Source organism: Corallococcus sp. RDP092CA (genome assembly GCF_041903675.1).
Classification (GTDB): domain Bacteria; phylum Myxococcota; class Myxococcia; order Myxococcales; family Myxococcaceae; genus Corallococcus.
Window position 1 is genome coordinate 54,063 of record NZ_JAYESI010000001.1, and the last position, 16,495, is coordinate 70,557.

13 protein-coding genes and 1 pseudogene are annotated in these 16,495 nt (G+C 71.7%); 7 read left to right on the top strand and 7 right to left on the bottom strand.

The window, feature by feature from the left end:
* Positions 1–7 precede the first annotated feature (7 nt).
* Positions 8–898 carry a cyclic nucleotide-binding domain-containing protein gene (locus tag U8525_RS00255; RefSeq protein ID WP_374259529.1) on the bottom strand — a complete coding sequence of 297 codons (891 nt, stop codon included), beginning with the start codon at positions 896–898 and terminating at the stop codon, positions 8–10.
* A 204-nt stretch (positions 899–1,102) separates the two neighbouring features.
* Between U8525_RS00255 and U8525_RS00260 the strand changes: the two genes are divergently transcribed.
* Positions 1,103–2,098, top strand: a complete 996-nt coding sequence (locus U8525_RS00260; RefSeq protein ID WP_374259531.1) for a hypothetical protein — start codon at positions 1,103–1,105, stop codon at positions 2,096–2,098.
* Between the two features lie 10 nt (positions 2,099–2,108).
* Here U8525_RS00260 and U8525_RS00265 read toward each other — a convergent pair whose 3' ends face one another.
* The 4 genes from U8525_RS00265 to dacB all read right to left on the bottom strand — a co-directional run bounded on the left by U8525_RS00265 (position 2,109) and on the right by dacB (position 7,489).
* Positions 2,109–3,194: a D-TA family PLP-dependent enzyme gene (locus U8525_RS00265; protein ID WP_374259534.1), complete on the bottom strand. Its 1,086-nt coding sequence runs from the start codon at positions 3,192–3,194 to the stop codon at positions 2,109–2,111.
* A 75-nt stretch (positions 3,195–3,269) separates the two neighbouring features.
* Positions 3,270–3,698 carry a hypothetical protein gene (locus U8525_RS00270; RefSeq protein ID WP_374259537.1) on the bottom strand — a complete coding sequence of 143 codons (429 nt, stop codon included), beginning with the start codon at positions 3,696–3,698 and terminating at the stop codon, positions 3,270–3,272.
* A gap of 85 nt (positions 3,699–3,783) precedes the next feature.
* Positions 3,784–5,964, bottom strand: coding sequence for a prolyl oligopeptidase family protein (locus tag U8525_RS00275; protein ID WP_374259539.1), 2,181 nt, complete (start codon positions 5,962–5,964; stop codon positions 3,784–3,786).
* A 37-nt stretch (positions 5,965–6,001) separates the two neighbouring features.
* Complete coding sequence (dacB, locus tag U8525_RS00280; RefSeq protein ID WP_374259542.1) at positions 6,002–7,489, bottom strand: D-alanyl-D-alanine carboxypeptidase/D-alanyl-D-alanine-endopeptidase; 1,488 nt, start codon at positions 7,487–7,489, stop codon at positions 6,002–6,004.
* Positions 7,490–7,679: 190 nt separating this feature from the next.
* Between dacB and rdgC the strand changes: the two genes are divergently transcribed.
* Positions 7,680–8,330 carry a recombination-associated protein RdgC gene (rdgC, locus tag U8525_RS00285; RefSeq protein WP_374259545.1) on the top strand — a complete coding sequence of 217 codons (651 nt, stop codon included), beginning with the start codon at positions 7,680–7,682 and terminating at the stop codon, positions 8,328–8,330.
* The gene (locus U8525_RS00290) at positions 8,317–9,006 is read left to right on the top strand and encodes a hypothetical protein (protein ID WP_374259548.1); all 690 of its coding nucleotides are present in this window, start codon (positions 8,317–8,319) and stop codon (positions 9,004–9,006) included. The genes rdgC and U8525_RS00290 overlap by 14 nt, the downstream gene beginning before the upstream one ends.
* A 65-nt stretch (positions 9,007–9,071) precedes the next feature.
* Here U8525_RS00290 and U8525_RS00295 read toward each other — a convergent pair.
* A pseudogene (locus U8525_RS00295) lies at positions 9,072–9,287 on the bottom strand (DUF5953 family protein); the annotation flags it as partial.
* Positions 9,288–9,442: 155 nt separating this feature from the next.
* Here U8525_RS00295 and U8525_RS00300 point away from each other — a divergent pair.
* From U8525_RS00300 to U8525_RS00315, 4 genes are all read left to right on the top strand, one after another.
* A complete protein-coding gene (locus tag U8525_RS00300) occupies positions 9,443–11,719 on the top strand; it encodes a hypothetical protein (RefSeq protein ID WP_374259550.1) in 2,277 nt (758 codons plus the stop codon).
* Between the two features lie 96 nt (positions 11,720–11,815).
* Positions 11,816–12,844, top strand: coding sequence for an HmuY family protein (locus U8525_RS00305; RefSeq protein WP_374259552.1), 1,029 nt, complete (start codon positions 11,816–11,818; stop codon positions 12,842–12,844).
* Positions 12,844–14,412: an MXAN_6640 family putative metalloprotease gene (locus tag U8525_RS00310; RefSeq protein ID WP_374259554.1), complete on the top strand. Its 1,569-nt coding sequence runs from the start codon at positions 12,844–12,846 to the stop codon at positions 14,410–14,412. Before U8525_RS00305 ends, U8525_RS00310 begins: the two co-directional genes overlap by 1 nt.
* A 111-nt stretch (positions 14,413–14,523) precedes the next feature.
* Entirely contained in the window at positions 14,524–14,727 is a 204-nt protein-coding gene (locus tag U8525_RS00315) for a hypothetical protein (protein ID WP_374259557.1), read from the top strand.
* Positions 14,728–14,832: 105 nt separating this feature from the next.
* Here the strand turns inward: U8525_RS00315 and U8525_RS00320 are convergent, their stop codons facing one another.
* Positions 14,833–16,428, bottom strand: coding sequence for an aromatic amino acid hydroxylase (locus U8525_RS00320; RefSeq protein ID WP_374259560.1), 1,596 nt, complete (start codon positions 16,426–16,428; stop codon positions 14,833–14,835).
* Between the last annotated feature and the right edge of the window lie 67 nt (positions 16,429–16,495).

Consider the following 16,495-nt stretch of genomic DNA (forward strand, 5'->3'; position numbering starts at 1 on the left):
CGGCGGACTACCTGGGTTCGCCCATGACCTCCATCGTGTGCCTGAGCCGCTCCAGACCCAGGCGCACCAGGGCGCCGCGCAGGTCGGGCTGGCCCAGGAAGGCCTTCTTGAACACGTCGCGCTCCAGCTTGAGGAGCGTGCAGGGCGTCACGGTGCGCACCGTGGCGGTGGCCAGGCGGCTGCGCAGCAGGGAGATCTCCCCGAACAGGGCCCCTTCCTCCAGCTTGGGGTAGGCGGACTGGCGGCCGTCGCCGTGCGTGTGGAAGACCTCGCACTGGCCCCGGATGAGGACGTAGAGCGCGTCGCCCGGCTGGCCCCGGGTGAGCAGCGTCTCGCCCGCGGGAACGGTGCAGGGGACGAAGGCATCTCCCAGGTCGTGCTGCACGTCCGGGGGCAGCGCGGCGATGAGCGGGTTGCTGCGCAGGGCGTCCGCGAGCAGGCGCTCCCGGGCGGTGACCTGCATCTGCTCTCCCTTCACGCCATAGTCCTTGCCCAGCTCCCGGACGCCCGCCTGGGTGAGCTCCAGCAGCACGGCGTCCTCCACCGTGACGATGGTGGCGGTGCGCTGCGTGCCGGTGAGCAGCGCCAGCTCCCCGAAGAACTCACCGGCCCCCAGGCGGCCGACCTCCGTGTTGACGCCGTTGTCGCTGCCGCGAAGCACCGCGACGCGGCCCTCCAGCACGACGAACATCGAGTGCCCCGGGTCTCCCTCGCGCACCACCACCTGGCCCGCGGGCAGGTAGCGCGTACAGACGGGAGGCGCGGACGCGGTGTCTGCTTCCACGGGGGCGCTCGTCGCCTGAGGCGCGGCGGAGGCCGCGGGCGTCCGCGAGGCGTCAGGAGCCGGGGCGGACGGGTGGGCGGACAGCAGGGCCTGCAGGCGCGCGAACAGGGACATGGTGCGCAAATGCTACTGAGCCGCCAGGGCGGAAACTGTGAAGCGCTTCACAGGCACCCGATAGGGTGTCTGGAAAGGCAGTCAGGCAGCCTTGAGCAGGGATTGACGGACGTCCAATGCGTCTGGGTTTCGCCTGCCTGGCGCGGGACGCCGGACGCCGGGGGATGGCGTGGGCGAACCGGGGCATCCTACAGTTCCGGACCCATGGGAGACACGCTCGACGTCGTGGTGGACCTGGGGGATGTGGGAGAGACGGCGGCGGACGCCGTGCTGCTGAAGTACGCGCAGGGCTTCCACGGGGCGGACGGCGCGGTGGCGCGCCGGCTGGAGGGGGCGGGGGTCGTCATGGGCGCCTTCGACCTGCTTCCCGGGGACCACCGCTTCATCGACACGCGGCGGAGCCTGGCCGCGCCGGTGGTGCTCTTCCTGGGCACGGTGCGCCTGCGGCAGTTCGGCTATCACGAGATCCGCCAGTTCTCCGTGCGCGCGCTCCAGCTGCTGGAGCCCCGGCACGACGTGCGTCACCTCGCGTGCACGGTGCATGGCCCCAACTACGGGCTGGACGAGGACGAGGCCGTGCTGGCGCTGGTGGGCGGCTTCGTGGACGCGTTCCAGCGCGGCAGCGGCCCGCGCGACCTGGAGCGCATCACGGTGGTGGAGCTGAACCCCAAGCGCGTGGAGCGGCTGCGCAAGGCGTTGGCGCTGGGGCTGGGGCTCACGCCGGGCGTGGAGCCGCTGATGGGGGCCACGGGCTTCCGGGTCCGGCGGACCTCCCGCTTCGTCCAGGCGCCGCCCATGGCCTCCGCGGGCGCGAACTCCAACGAGAAGCCCCATGCCTTCGTGGCGATGCCCTTCGCGCAGGAGCTGGAGGACACGTACCACTACGGCATCCTGAACCCCGTGAAGGCGGCCGGGCTCCTCTGCGAGCGGGTGGACCAGGCCACCTTCGACGGCCCCATCATCCAGCGCATCCGGGACCGCATCGACACCGCGAAGGTCGTCATCGCGGACCTGTCGCTGGCGAACCCCAATGTCTATCTGGAGGTGGGCTATGCCTGGGGACGCGGCAAGCCCACCCTGCTGCTGGTTCGCGACGTGAAGGAGCTGCGCTTCGACGTGTCCAGCTACCGGTGCCTCGTCTACCGGAACATCCGGCACCTGGAGGAGGTGCTGACGCAGGAGCTGAGGCGCATCGCCTGAAGGTCCGGGCTCACCAGCCTCGCGCCGCGACCTCCCACGTCGCCACGCCTACGTCGCCCCGAACGACGTGCAGGCGCGGGTGCTGGGGGACGGAAACACAGACATGGTTGGGCACCACACGCACCCGGTCGCCGATGCGCGGGCGCCACGCCGTGCCGGACACGTCCAGCAGGCCGTGCTCCTCCGACAGGTTCTTCACCACGACCTCCGGCCGGTCCAGCAGGACGCCGTAGCCCGGGGCGAGCCCCTCCTCCTTCACCAGCGCCTTCGCCCCCGCGTCGATGACCACCTGTCCCGGCACGGCGGTGCTCACCACGGTGGCCAGCACGGAATAGGCACACTCCCTCCAATCACATGCACCGATGACGGCGGCGTTGCGGTCGTTGAGCGCGTTGAGGCCGGGGCGGATCTCCGTGAGCCCCTTCACCGTATGGGATTGCCAGAGGGTGGGGGTGGAGCCACCGCTGACGACCTCCGGCGGAAGGCCCGCGCGCTCCAGGGCATCCACGAACGTCGCCAGCGCTTCCGTCTGGGCGGTCATCACGGCGGGCAGCTCCGCCTGCGGGACGCGGATGTGGCCCGCGTAGAACGTCAGTCCACGGAACGCCACGCCGGCTGTGGACGCCGCCGCGTGGGCCAGGGCCACGGTCTCGTCCGGCGTGCGCACCCCCACGCGGCGCATGCCCAGGTCCACCTCCACGAGCACTCCCACGGTGCGCCCCGCGTCCCGGGCCGCGCGCGCCAGTCCCTCCAGCACCTCGCGGGAGTCCAGCGCCACGGTGAGCCGTACGCGCGAGGGCAGCGCCATCAGCCGCGCCAGCTTGCGCGCTCCCACCGGGGGGTACGCGAGCAGCACGTCGTCGGACACGGAGGCCATGACCTCCGCCTCCAGGACGGTGGCCACCGTGACGCCGGAGGCTCCCGCCGCGACCTGCATCGCGCCCAGCTCCGCCGTCTTGTGCGTCTTGGTGTGGGGGCGCCAGCGCAGGCCGTGCTCGCGGGCGTAGGCGGCGACGCGCTGGAGGTTCCGCTCCACGCGGTCCAGGTCCACGAGGGGCGCGGGCGTGTCGAGGGTGTCGAGGAAGGTCGAGGCCATGCGGCGCATGCTGGCACCGCGCGTCCCGACCCGTCACACGAATCCCGCTCGACGTGTGGCGGCGAACGGCCTGCGCTACTGCGGCGTCGCGGGCTCGAAGCTCACCGTGGGCCGCTGCCAGCTCCAGCCGCCGCCCTTCAGCGCCTCCGTCGCCTGCTCATCCAACAAGCGCAGCGCCGCGAGCACATCCGCGGGCGGGCGGGGGGCTCCCGGGGCGCTCTCCACCTCGAAGCGCGGGGGAATGCCGGCGGCGTCCCGGCCGCCCATCACCACGCGCACGCGGCAGTTCTGCGGCGACAGCTCCGTCTCTCCGGACCAGGACACGTCCTGGACGAAGAGGTCCACCGTGCCCGTGGCCTTCTGGCCCTTCAGCCGCGTCACCACCGCGTCCAGGGAGCCCTTCGCGCGCTCGTTCCGCTTCCGTCCGAGGCGGGTGAGCGTCCACCAGGCGAGGCCGCCCGCGACGACGGGCGACAGGATGAAGTAGGGGATGAGCGGACTCATGGGGCGGCAGGCTGCCACGAAACGCGGAAGAAGAAACGCCCGTCCCGAGCACCAGGCTCACGGGACGGGCGCGTGGGAAGCACGGCTACTGCGGCGAGGGCGCGACGACCTTCTTCGTCGCGTTGGGCTTGTACGTCATGCCCAGCTCGTTGAAGACGAAGGAGTAGACGTCCACCTCCTCCTCGATGCGCGCGGACAGCGGCGTGCCCATGCCGTGGCCCGTCTCCGCGTTGGCGCGCAGCAGGACGGGCTTGGGGGACGCCGTCGCAGCCTGCATCCGGGCCACCATCTTGCGCGAGTGGAACGGATCCACGCGCGGGTCATTGGCCCCGGAGGTGAACAGCACCGACGGGTACTTCGTCCCGTCCTTCACGCGGTGCAGCGGCGAATAGCCATACAGCGCCTTGAACTGCTCCGGGTCCTTCACCGAGCCGTACTCGGTGATGTTGAACTGGCCGTTGGGCGTCAGCTCCGTGCGCAGCATGTCGTAGATGCCCACGCGCGCCACCACCGCGCCGTACTGCTCCGGGTGCTGCGTCAGGGCCGCGCCCATCAGCAGGCCGCCGTTGCTGCCGCCCTGGATGGCCAGCTTCCTGGGCTGCGTGTACTTCTGGTCCACCAGCAGCTTCGCGCAGGCATAGAAGTCATCGAACACGTTCTGCTTGTTCGTGAGCGAGCCGGCCTTGTGCCACTCCTCGCCGAACTCCGAGCCGCCGCGCAGGTTCGCCACCGCGAACACGCCGCCCTGCTCCAGCCACATGCCCGTCAGCGGGTTGTACGCCGGGCTGATGGAGATGTTGAAGCCTCCGTAGCCGGTGAGCCACGCGGGGTTGTTCCCGTTCAGCTTCGTGCCCTTCTTCTTCAGGATGGTGAGCGGCACCTTGGTGCCGTCCTTCGACGTGGCCTCCGTGCGCACCACCTCCACGTCGCTCATGTCGATGGGCGCCGTGCGCGCCAGCGCCGTCTTCGTCACCTTGCCGTCCGCCGCCGAGTAGCGGAACCACGCGGCTGGCTGGGTGAAGCTGCCGTTGATGAAGAGCACGTCGTCTGCGCCCTGGCGCACCAGGCCGCCCACCGCCGACACCGGCAGCGTGGGCACCAGGCCCAGCGCCTTGCCGGTCAGGTCCACCATGCGCAGCTGCGACGGGCCGCCCAGCTGCTCCAGCAGGTACAGGCGGCTCTTCGTGGGCACCACGGCCTGCACCGTCGCCTGCCCCTCGGGGACGACCACCGTGGCCTTGTCCAGCGTGGGCGTGGCCAGCGGCAGGCGCAGCACCTTGCCGCGCGAAGCGTCCTTGCGGCTGAGCAGGTACGCCGCGCCGTCGCTGCCGAAGCGCGCCGCCACCACCTTGTCCGCGTACTTCGCCACCTGCGTCCAGGTGCCCTTGGGGCCGTGCAGGTACAGGTCGTACTCGCCGCCGTCGCCGTTGGCCACGCGCGCGAAGGTGTACTGGCCGTCGTCGCTGGACTCCAGCTCCGTCATCGCGATGCGCGGGAAGTCCTTGCCCAGCGCGTACGTGTCCTTCTCCGTGGGCGTGCCCAGCGCGTGGAAGTACACCTGCTGGTACACCTCTCGGTCCACGGGCGGGCGCTCCTCGCCGCGCGGATAGCGCGTGTAGAAGAAGCCCGTGCCCTGCGCGTTCCACGAGAGGCTGCCGCCCGCCGTGCCGCCGTTGACGCGAGGCACGAGCTCGTTGGGCATCGCCTTCGCCGTGGCCACGTCCCACACCGTGACGTCACCGCTCTCCGTGCCGCCCTTGGACATGGACACGGCGACCTTCTTGCCGTCGTGCGACAGCTGGAACCAGTCGATGGTCGTCTTCCCGGAGGTGTCCACCTGCGTGGGGTCCACCAGCACGCGCTCCTTGGACGTGTCGTCCAGCGAGCCCACCACGACGAGCGAGGGCTGCTGCTTGGGCGGCTGGAACTTCAGCCCCAGGAGCGTGCCGCCCTGCTCATCCAGGCCGCCGTAGGCGGGCGACTTCCAGGACAGCAGCTCCGTGATGCGCTGGCGCAGCGGCTCGCGGCCGGGCAGCTTGTCCAGGTACGCGCGCGTGTAGGCGTTCTGCGCGTCCGTCCACTGCTGCACCTGGGGGTCGGTCGCGGACTCCATCCACTGGTACGGGTCCGTCACGGCGGTGCCGTGGTAGGTCGTCTCCACGGGCCGCTTCTCCGCGGCGGCGGGCTTCGCGGGCGCCTTGCCCGCGGCGCCCGCCACGAGCGGCAGCAGCAGCGCGGCGGTCGTCACTGCGATTCTGGACTTCATGGTTCACCTCGCGTGCGGGTGTTCCCCTGCGGGACGCTCATCGCAGGGGCAGCTCCACCAGGGCGGTGGAGAAGGTGTCGAAGGTCTCGTTGGCGGTGGGCTTCGTGCCCTCGTCCATGTTGCCGAGCATCAGCGCGAAGACGACGCGCGGGTGCTCCGGGTCGTTCGGCCGCTCCGCCACGCCCACGAAGCACTTCTGGCCCGTGAGCGTGCCCGTCTTCGCGCGGATGCGGCCGGAGGTGGACTGCGTCGTCTTGCGGCCCGCCAGCGTCCCGTCCACGCCCAGCACCGGCAGGCTCTCCAACAGCGCGGCGCCGTAGGGCTCCTGGAGGCTGGTGAGCAGCACCCGCGCCATGCCCCGGGGCGTGGCCAGGTTGTAGCGGGACAGGCCGCTGCCATCCACCGGGCGCAGGTCCTTGGCGGGCACGCCCCGGCGCGCCAGCTCCGCGGCCAGGGCGGTGCGCAGCGCGGCGTAGCCCTCCTGGCCGGTGCGCTCGCGGGCGAAGCGCATGCCCAGCCGCTCCGCGTACAGGTTGAGGCTCTCCTTGTTCGTCGCGCGCACCAGCTCCGACAGGGGCGGGCTGATCAGCTCCACCAGCGGCGACGGCATGGGGGGCAGGGGCGGGGTGGGGGCCTCCAGCGACAGGGGCAGCCGCGAGACTCCGTGCCGCGCCAGCGCGTCATCCACGCACGCGGCCAAGAGCGCCTCCGGCGCGTCCACCGACAGCTTCACCGCGGCGGACTGGGGGCACGGCCCGCCCGACGGCGAGCGCCAGGTGCAGCGCACGCCGCCACCGCCGCGCACGCAGGCCAGGTTCGTGCGCTCGGCGTTGACGTCCACGCTCACCACCGCCGCCAGCGTGGCGAAGGTGGGGTTCCACTGGACGGCAGGGGCGTCCGCGCAGGTGGCGCCGGGGGCGCGCGACAGCGCCAGGTCCACCACGTTCTCGCGGAAGACGAAGGGCGTGGGCGCGGCGCTGTAGGCATAGGCCGCGTCGTCCCAGGCCCAGCCCGGGCCCAGCCCGCCGTCCACGCCGTCCGTGCCGGAGATGCGCACGCTGCCGCGCCACTGGTGGATGCCGCGCGCCTGGAAGGCCTCGGCGATGCGGTCGCACGCGAGCGCCGTCTCCGGGAAGCGCCACGAGCCCAGCGACGGGTCTCCGGACGCCTGCGCCACCACGTCGCCCAGGAACAGGCCTCCGGTCTGCGAGCCCTCCAGGAACACCGGCGTCACGAAGCGGAAGTCCGCTCCCAGCGCGGACAGCGCGGCGGAGGTGGACACCACCTTCATCGTGGACGCGGGCAGCAGCCGCACGTTCTCGCGGTGGGTGAAGAGGGGCTCGCCGGTGCGCGCGTCCACCACGGACGCGCCCGCGAGCGCGCCGTCCGCCTCCAGCGTCTCCAGCAGGGCCCGGGTCACCCCGGAGAGGGTGTCGCGCGGGGCGCCCTCCGGCGTGGTGGGCGTGTGGGTGCAGGCGGACAGGCAGAGGGCGACGACGCTGGCGGGCAGGGGTGCGCGGCGCATGGCGGCGGCCACCGTATGTCGCGTGCCAGGGAGTGTCATGGATTCCCGCCAGCGGGGTGGGGCGGAGGCGTGCACGGTTGGACGGCGCGCGGGCAAACGGCCCCGCGCGAGGGCTATTCCCGGCCCGCGTCGTCCAGCCACACCGAGTGCCTTGACGCGGCGTCACAGGCCCCCCATCCTGCCGCGCCCCATGCCTGTCCTACGTGGTGCCGTGACCTTTTCGCGCTTCCGGACCGAACCGGCCAAGGATGCGCCGTCCGACGTCAAGCGCTGGCTGACCAAGGGCCTCAAGTCCCATGCGTTCGAGCCCATCGACCGCCGCTCCGAGGAGGAGCGGTCCGCGGGCTTCGTGGAGCTGGAGAACCCCGAGTCCTCCGAGTTCGCGACCGGAAACCTCTTCTACGGCGAGTACGCCCTGTTCGCGTTCCGCATCGACACGCTGAAGGTGCCCGCGTCGATGATGAAGTCGGAGCTGGACAAGTGGGCCGCCGCCTTCGGCAAGGAGAACGGCCGGCCGCCCGCGCGCGCGGAGAAGAACAAGCAGCGCGCGGAGCTCAAGCAGCTCCTGCGTCAGCGGGCGGTGCCGCGCACCAGCGTGCTGGACGTGACGTGGAACCTGAAGACGCACGCGGTGCAGGTCTGGGCCGCGTCGCGCAAGACGGTGGATGAGATCTGCGTGGCGCTGGAAGGCGCCCTGGCGGTGAAGGTGATTGGCATCACGCCCGCGTCCATGGCGCAGCGAGCGGGCATCGACGAGAAGGCCCTGGGCCCCACGGCGGAGCTCATTGGCATGGACCTGCCGGCGACGGCTTCGGTGGAGGGCGCCCATGGCGAGGCGTGAGCAGGCGAGGGAAGAGGCGGCGTTCGCCCGGGGCGACGTGGGCGTGGACGGCGTCGCGACGGAGGAGGAGAAGGACGAGGCCGAGGTCGAGAAGGGCAAGGCGCGCGAACAGCTCCTGCGCGGCCGGGCCTACCTGGGCCGCGAGTTCATGACGTGGCTCCTGTGGCGCTCCGAGTCGGGCGACCCGCTGGTCGAGTACGACGGCGCGGGCGTGGGGGTGCTCTTCCTGGGCAAGGTGGTGCTGCGCGGCGTGGCCGGCGACGTCACGGAGATGAGCGCCAAGGGTACGCTGGCGCCGTACTCGGAGAACGTGCGCCACTCGCTGGACCGGGGCCTCCTGGTGTCGCAGGCGCGGCTGCGCCTGTCGCACGGCGAGCGCGAATACGAAGTCACCCTGGATTCCGAGTTCCTGGACATCCGCGCCGCGAAGCTGCCCGCGCTCCTGACGGAGGAAGAGGATGATCAGCTCTCCGAGCGTCTGGAGTTGACGGAGCAGCTCTCCGCCATCGTGGACACGCTGGTGCAGGACTTCCTGGCCGTGCGCGCGGGCCGCGCCTGGAGCAAGCAGGTGGTGCCGGCGATGAAGGCATGGATGAAGGGCGAGGAGAAGGGGAGCGATGTGCTCTCCAAGGCCGCCCGCGCCCGGGGCCGCGACGCCCGCGCCGCGCGCGGCTGAGCAGGAGATGGACTGGGGCGGCTGTCCGGGCCGGCAGGGCAGCTGTTCTCAGTCGGGAGGCAAGGTCACGGCGCCGTGCGCCCGCCGATGGCAGGGAAGCGCTCGTAGGCCCGCTGAAGCGCGTCCAGGTGGGCGGGATTGTCGTAATCGAGCGGTGCATCCGTGAGCTGCACGATCCACCCGCCGGATGGAGTGCGTCGCGCCCTCGCGAGCAATTCGGCATCGCGAGCAGGATTGGGGAACCCGATGACCTCCGCGGCGGAAGCGGACCAGGCGTTCAGTCACGCCATGCGTTCCAGTCTGGAGCACCGCGCGCCGGATTGGCGCAAGCGTTCGCTCCAGTCCGGAGCAGCGCGGGCCTGTTCCAGGGCGGAGGGGCGAGGCACGGGACTCGCAATGACTCGCGGCTGAACCTCCCAGCCCGAGCAGGTGCCCCGTGCCTTCCTCCCCCACCACTGAAGCCATCCAGCGCATCTCCCTGAAGAACCGCGAGTACGCCTACATCGAGGACGCCAACCGCGGCGTCGTGCTCATGGAAGTCGGCCCGCGTGTGCTGACGCTGGAGGCGCACCTGACGCTTGTGGCGAAGGAGCGGATGGTGGAGCTGGGCGCCGGAAGCTGGTGCGTGGTCCGCAACCCCGTGGTCCGCGTGGACGGCCAGGTGGCGCTCGACGAGTTCGGCCAGGCCCGCGTCGCCGTGGGCGACCGGGAGGTCCGCGTGGGCCCGAAGGTGTTCCCGCTGTACCCCGGCGAGGAGCTGGAGGGCGACATCGTCCCGGAGTACGTCCTGGGCGTGTCCGAGGCGCTGCGGCTGCGCGCGCTCACCGCCTTCATCGACACGCACCTCCCGGACGCGCCCCGCCGCCGCGAGGCCGGTGACGAGTGGCTGGTGCGCGGCCCCGGCCGCTACGTGCCGGGCGAGTCCGTCTCCGTCGTGTCGCTGGAGAAGGCCCGCGTCCTCAAGGAGACCGAGTACTGCGTCATCCTCAACCCGGTGGACCGCGCCACCGGCCGCGTCCAGGAGGGCCGCCGCAAGGTGGTCTCCGGGCCGGATGTCTTCTTCCTGGAGCCCGGCGAGGCGCTGGAAGGGGACGTGCGCCGCAAGCACGTCCTGTCGGAGCTCCAGGGGCTGAAGCTCCAGGCCCTGGATGACCTCTCCGAGACCGAGGGCGGCGAGCCCCGCGCGCGCAAGGCCGGCGACACGTGGATCGTCCGGGGCCCGCGCACCTATGTGCCCAGCGAGAAGGTCCTCATCCACCGCGAGATCGCCGCGCTGTCGCTGGGGCAGGGGGAGGGCCTGTACGTGCGCGACCTGCGCTCCGGCAAGGTGTCGCTGGTCCAGGGCCCATGCCAGTTCATGCCGGAGGCGCACCAGGAGCTGCACGAGAAGCGCCTGTCCCCGGACGCGGAGGCGCTGCTGGGACTCGCGCCGCCCCCGCCGCCCGTGGAGGCGAAGGACGCCCGCGCGCCGCGCCCCACGAGCGCGCCGGAGAAGGGGGACCGCACGCGCGCCATCGTGCTGCGCATCGAGGACAACACGGCGGTCCTCATCAACGACTTCGAGACCAACCACGCGCGCGTGGAGTTCGGCCCCGCGAAGGTGATGCTGCGCCCCTACGAGGACGTCACCGTGCTGGACCTGTCCGGCAGCACGCCCAAGCGCCCGCGCCAGCTCAAGGTGCTGATGCTGCGGCTGGGGCCGGACTTCGCCACGGACCTGTTCGAGGTGGCCACGCGCGACCACGCGCGGCTGCGCATCAAGCTCTCATACAAATGGCAGTTCGACGTGCAGGGAGACCCGGAGAAGGACAAGGCCATCTTCCGGGTGAACGACTTCATCGGATACGTGTGTGAGAACCTCGCGTCGCGCATCCGCCAGGTCGCCGCGGAGAACGAGTTCGAGACCTTCCACAAGAACGCCAGCGTGCTCATCCGCCGCGCCATCTTCGGCATGGACGACGCGGGCCGCGCGCGCAAGGACCGCCTCTTCTCCGAGAACCAGCTGCGCATCATCGACATCGACATCAAGGACATCGCCCCCGTCGACGAGAAGACCGCCCTGAAGCTGCGCGAGGCCATCGACACCAACATCCAGATCCAGCTGGACGCCTCGCGCCAGGAGGCCCAGGCCGCCGCGGAGCTCAAGCGCATCCGCAGCGAGGAGGAGAAGCAGCTCGCGGACATCGCCAGCCACCGCAAGTCGGAGGCGGAGCGCCAATCCCTCATCGAATTGCAGAACCGCAACCACCAACTGGAGATGCTCAGCCGCGCCAAGGTGGAGGCGGAGGCCCAGCTGGAGCGCGCCCGCGTGGAGAGCGAGGAGGCCCTGGCCCGCGCCGAGTCCGACGCCCGCGCCTCGCGCATCCGCTCCGAGGCGGAGGCCGAGCGCGAGCGCCTCAGCACCCAGGTGGCCCTGGAGCGCCAGCAGCGCCTCGACAACCTGGAGGTGGAGCGCCAGTCGCGCCTCGCGGAGGTGGAGGCCGCCCAGTTCCGCCAGCGCGTGGAGGCCCTGGGCGGAGGGGAGAACTTCGTGAAGGCCGTGGCCGCGCAGGCCCAGGCCGCCGTCGTCGGAGGCCTGGACAAGGTCGTCTTCCTCCCCAGCGGCTCCAACCTCAACCTCTTCGACGCCATGCAGGGCCTCCTGGGCCCTGGCGGCGCGCCGCGCCTGTCCGCCCACAACGCCCCGAAGTCGCCCGGCGACACTTCCGCCTGAAAAATTGAATGAACGATATTGAAAATGAGAATCGTTATCGAATAGAGATCGTCCCCTACGAACGATGGCGGGTCTCCGCATCGAAAGGTGACGACGATGAGCAACCCTGGAGGGGTGGTCCGGAAGAGCGGCGCGCGGTGGTTCGGCATGGGGGCCCTGGCGGCCCTCGCGCTGGCGGCGGCGGCGCCGGGATGCAGCAGCGATGAGTGCGTGGACGCGTTCGACTGTCGCGACCAGGGAGTGGCCCCCCAGGGCCAGGCCTGGGCCTGCAACGCGGACAAGAAGTGCGAGCTGCGCACCCTGACGCCGCCCGATGACACGGAGACCGACGCGGGCACCGGCGGTGAGACGGACGCGGGCACCGACGCCGGCACGGAGACCGACGCCGGGACGGGCACGGATGCGGGGACGGAGACCGACGCGGGGACGGAGACCGACGCGGGGACGGAGACCGACGCGGGCACGCAGGTGTGCTCCGGCAGCGCGGTGGCCTGCACGGAGCAGAGCATCGACGCGCTCCGGCTGCGCACGGTCGTCGCCACCGGCGGGGTGACCGAAGAGGGCACGACGCAGGGCGAGTTCCTCACGTTCCTGGACGGCCGCGCGGGGGGGACGAGCGTGCCGGAGTCGTACACCTACGCGCGCTTCACGGCGACGGGCCTCGAGAAGGTGGCCATCGATGATCAGGCCGCGCTGAACTCGACGGCGTGGGACGTCGCGGTGCGCCGCTACGTCGTCCGCTTCAACAGCGGCGTGTCCGGCCCGTCGTGCGTGACGGTGGCGCAGACGCCGGACGGCACGACCTTCGAGTCGGTGACGTCCGTGCCCGCCGATGCGCAGTTCGTGGCGGAGGACTACTACTCCCCCGACACCTGCGAGTTCCACGCGGATGACTGGGGCCTCGGCAGCCCGGCGACCCAGACGCTCTCGTTCTGGACCTACGCCCAGTGCCTCCAGATGACGGACAAGGTCTACATCCTCCAGCTGGCGGACGGCCGTCACGTGAAGGTGCAGGTCAAGGGCTACTACGAGCCCACGGCGCAGACGGAGTGCAACACGACGGGCAAGGTCAGCTCGTCGACGAGCGCGGGCTCCATCCGCCTGCGGTGGGCCTACCTGCCGTGATGACCGTCGGGGTTCCCACGCTGTTCCTGCTGCTGGCTGGCGCGGGAACCCCGCGCGGCCTCTCGCACGAGTGGGAGGCCGTGGTGGGGTTGGCCGCCGAGTCCGGGCGGCCCACCTCACCTGTCGCGCCCGCGCCCCGCTACGAGCCCGACGACACGGTGGAGTCCGTCCTGTCGCCGGGTGAGCGCTTCCGCATCCACTTCACCCGCCAGGGCACGCACGCCGTGCCGGCGGCGGACGCGGATGGCAACGGCGTGCCCGACTTCGTGGAGCTCGTCGGGCACACGTACGAGCGCGTGGCGACGTTCTACGCGGGCCTGGGCTTCCGCCTGCCGCCCGACGACGCGAATCCGGCCGGAGACGACGGCGGCGATGGCCGCTTCGACGTGTACCTGGTGGACTTCGCGGGCATTGGTGACGGCGCCTTCCGGCTGGAGTCCTGCCTGGAGGGCGCCACGCGCTGCACGGGCTTCATGCTCCAGGAGAATGACTTCCTGGGCTACGGCTACCCGTCCGACGCGGAGGCCGTGGAGATCCTGGCCAGCCACGAGTTCTTCCACGCGGTGCAGGCCGCCTACCGGCCCGACCTCGGCGGCATCGCCTCCGAGGGCACCGCCGTCTGGGCCACCGAGCGCTTCGAGCCCGCGCTCGACGATCTGGAGGGCTTCACCCGCGGCTACATGATCAGCCCGGACAGCACCCTGGTGCTGGACCCGGCGGGGCCGGGCGTGAGCTTCACCTATGGGGCAGGGCTCTTCTTCCAGTTCCTCGGCGAGCGCTACGGTGACGGCGCGCTCGTCGCGCTGCTGGAGGAGTCCGTGCGGCAGCCGGAGGCCCGCTGGCCGGTGCTGCTGGACACCTGCCTTCGCCGCGACTTCGCCTCCAGCTTCGACGCGGCCTTCGCGCAGTTCGCCACCTGGAACCTGGGCACCGGCCCGCGCGCGACGCCGGGGTTCGGCTACGCGCGAGCGGAGGGCTATGCGCCGGTGACGACGGCGGCGGCGCAGCTCCCCACCACGCAGGACCGCGTGCGCGTCGCGGCGGCGGCCTCGCGGCTCTTCGAGGTCCCCGGCGGCGCGTCCTTCGTGGGCGCTTCGTACGAGCCGGAGCCGGGCACCGACCCGGCCGCGCTGCACCTGATCCTCGCTGCCGTCACGGACGACGCCGTGCTGCGGGTGGTGACCGAGGACGGGCCGGACGCCCTGCGCGCCCAGGTGGCCGCCGACGACGCCACGCGCGTGGTGGTGGCGGTCGTGGACGGCCGGATGGAGGGCCTGGGGCGCTATGGCCAGCTGTGCATCGCGGCCACCGGGCAGTCCGCGTCCTGCGCGCCCCTCGAGGCGGCGGACGCGGGCACGGACGCCGGGACGCCCGACGCCGGGGCGGACGCAGGCACCCCGGACGCGGGGCCCGTCGACGCGGGGCGGCCCGGGGAGCCCATCGAGGAGCCCCGCACGCCCTCGGATGACGGCGGCTGCCAGGCGACGGGAGGCCCCCTGTCCGGTGCGCTCGTCGCGCTGCTGCTCGGCGGGGGCCTGCGGGCCCGGCGGCGCTCACGGGCGCGCTAGCGCTCGTACTCGTCGCACCCCGTCTCCTGCCTGGACGGGAAGGCGGACTTCTTCTCCTGGCGCACGTAGTCGTGGCTCCGGGAGAAGAGGTCCGGGCTGTTCACGGTCACGGTGCCCTTCGACGAGAAGGGCCGCACCTACTACACGTTCCACGACCCGGGCACGACCAACGCCAGCAAGGGCAAGGACACGAACCCGAACAACCGCTTCTACGTGGATGAGAAGACCGGGAACATGTACCGCCCCGGCAAGGCCGCGAACGGCTACGTGACGGACCGCCACTACGACGTGGCCATGGTGCGCATCAACAAGTAGTCCCCGGCCGCGAACATCCCCGGAAGTGACTCGGCCCGGCGGCCTCGCGAAGAGGTCGACCGGGCCGGTTCACGTCCGCCGTCTGTCTTCCCCGCGCGGCGGACCCTACGCGTGCGCCGCTTCGCGCCGGGCAGGCACCTCGCCGCGCAGCTCCGCGACCTCCGCGCGCAGCAGCCAGTCGGAGGGGAACGCCGTGGATGCGTGGGCGATCTGCTCCAGCCGCTCGGGGGCCAGCTGCCCGGTCTCGCGGATGCGGCGCACCTCCGTGTAGAGGTCGGCCAGCGCCGGGGGCAGGGCTTGCGCCTTGCGCTCGCGGGCCTGGGCCTCGCCGTCGCCCGCGGTGAAGGCGTCCATTTCGCCGAACCACTCGTCCCATGTCCCCGGGTCCGCGGGCCCGCCCGCGACGGACGGCAGCCGCTCCGTCAGGTACAGGCGCGCCATGGACGGCAGCGTCAGCTCGCGCCCGGCCAGCGCGCCGCTCAGGGCGATCACCTCGCCGCCGCCCACCGCGAAGCCCTCCAGCACCAGCCCGCTGTCGAGCGCGAGCTTGAAGGCCCCGCGCTCCGGCAGCCTGCCCTGGCCGAAGGCGACCAGGGCCGCGCCACTGGACGGCTTGTCCACGGCCTGTCCGTTCACCGACGTGAGGATGGGGCCCTCCAGCCGGGCCAGCGCGGTGGACAGGCCCGGGGCCACGTCCTTCGCGGCCGGCAGCAGCTCCACCACCTTGCCCGTCACCTCGCGGCCGTCCGCGAGCACCAGGTGGTTCACCGTGCGGGCCTTCAGCGCCTCGCTCAGGCCGTAGTCCCCGCCGCGCCTCCACGCGAGCGTGGCCTCGAACTCCGCCAGCACCTCGAAGAGGTGCTCGAAGTCGCGCGCCACGAAGAGCTGCGGCTGCATGCGGGTGATGTCGTAGTCCGTGTCCGCGCACGCCACGCCCAGGGGCAGCTTGTGCACGGCGGGCGTCAGGCAGTGCTTCGCCTCGCCGATGCTGGACAGCAGGCCCGCGCCGTAGATGCGCGGGTGCCGCAGGTCGCCAATCAGGCCGTACTCCGCGGTCCACCAGTACAGGCGGCTCGCGCGGGTGCTCTCGCTGATGTAGCGGTGGCTGGCGTTGGCGGCCTCCAGGCGGGCCTGCGCGTGGGCGATCTCCTCCTCCGTGGCGGTGGGGTCCTCCTTCACCACGGAGAGGTTGCGGATGGCCTCGAAGACGGCCTGGTCCTCCACGCTGGCGATGGCCTTGAACCCCACCAGCCCCACGGACTTGAGGTACTGCGCGTAGCGCGCGTTCGCGATGATGGGCGCGTGGCCCGCGCTCTCGTGCACGATGTCCGGCGCGGGCGTGTACTGGATGTGCTCGTGCGTGCGGATGTCCGCGGCGATGGCCAGCACCCCCAGCGCCTGAAGCTCCGTGAAGACGGCCGGCGGGATGAAGCCGCGCACCGCCACGCAGGCCCAGCCCAGCTTGGACAGCTTCTCGTTCATCTCGTCCAGGCTGGGGATGGCCTCCGCGCCAATGCCGGTGGCCTCCAGGCCCTCCAGGTAGACGGGGTGCGCCTTGTCGCGCAGGTGCTCGCGCAGCTGCCCCAGGATGTGCCGCCAGACCGCCTGATCCCGGGGCGTATACGCCTGGTAGTCCTGGGTCACCACGTAGCGGCGCAGGTGGGCCGGAAGGCGGGCAAGGGTCCTTTCCGTGGGCGTCATCGCGAGCGGCTCCTCCTGGAGAAACAGGACCCCTGAAGAATACGCACCCGGCTGCAAGACGGAAATC

Excerpts from the sequence above, each read along its gene's own strand:
- U8525_RS00255 (WP_374259529.1), bottom strand. The coding sequence starts at position 898 with ATGTCCCTGTTCGCGCGCCTGCAGGCCCTGCTGTCCGCCCACCCGTCC.
- U8525_RS00260 (WP_374259531.1), top strand. The coding sequence starts at position 1,103 with ATGGGAGACACGCTCGACGTCGTGGTGGACCTGGGGGATGTGGGAGAG.
- U8525_RS00265 (WP_374259534.1), bottom strand. The coding sequence starts at position 3,194 with ATGGCCTCGACCTTCCTCGACACCCTCGACACGCCCGCGCCCCTCGTG.
- U8525_RS00270 (WP_374259537.1), bottom strand. The coding sequence starts at position 3,698 with ATGAGTCCGCTCATCCCCTACTTCATCCTGTCGCCCGTCGTCGCGGGC.
- U8525_RS00275 (WP_374259539.1), bottom strand. The coding sequence starts at position 5,964 with ATGAAGTCCAGAATCGCAGTGACGACCGCCGCGCTGCTGCTGCCGCTC.
- dacB (WP_374259542.1), bottom strand. The coding sequence starts at position 7,489 with ATGCGCCGCGCACCCCTGCCCGCCAGCGTCGTCGCCCTCTGCCTGTCC.
- rdgC (WP_374259545.1), top strand. The coding sequence starts at position 7,680 with ATGCCTGTCCTACGTGGTGCCGTGACCTTTTCGCGCTTCCGGACCGAA.
- U8525_RS00290 (WP_374259548.1), top strand. The coding sequence starts at position 8,317 with ATGGCGAGGCGTGAGCAGGCGAGGGAAGAGGCGGCGTTCGCCCGGGGC.
- U8525_RS00305 (WP_374259552.1), top strand. The coding sequence starts at position 11,816 with ATGAGCAACCCTGGAGGGGTGGTCCGGAAGAGCGGCGCGCGGTGGTTC.
- U8525_RS00310 (WP_374259554.1), top strand. The coding sequence starts at position 12,844 with ATGACCGTCGGGGTTCCCACGCTGTTCCTGCTGCTGGCTGGCGCGGGA.
- U8525_RS00320 (WP_374259560.1), bottom strand. The coding sequence starts at position 16,428 with ATGACGCCCACGGAAAGGACCCTTGCCCGCCTTCCGGCCCACCTGCGC.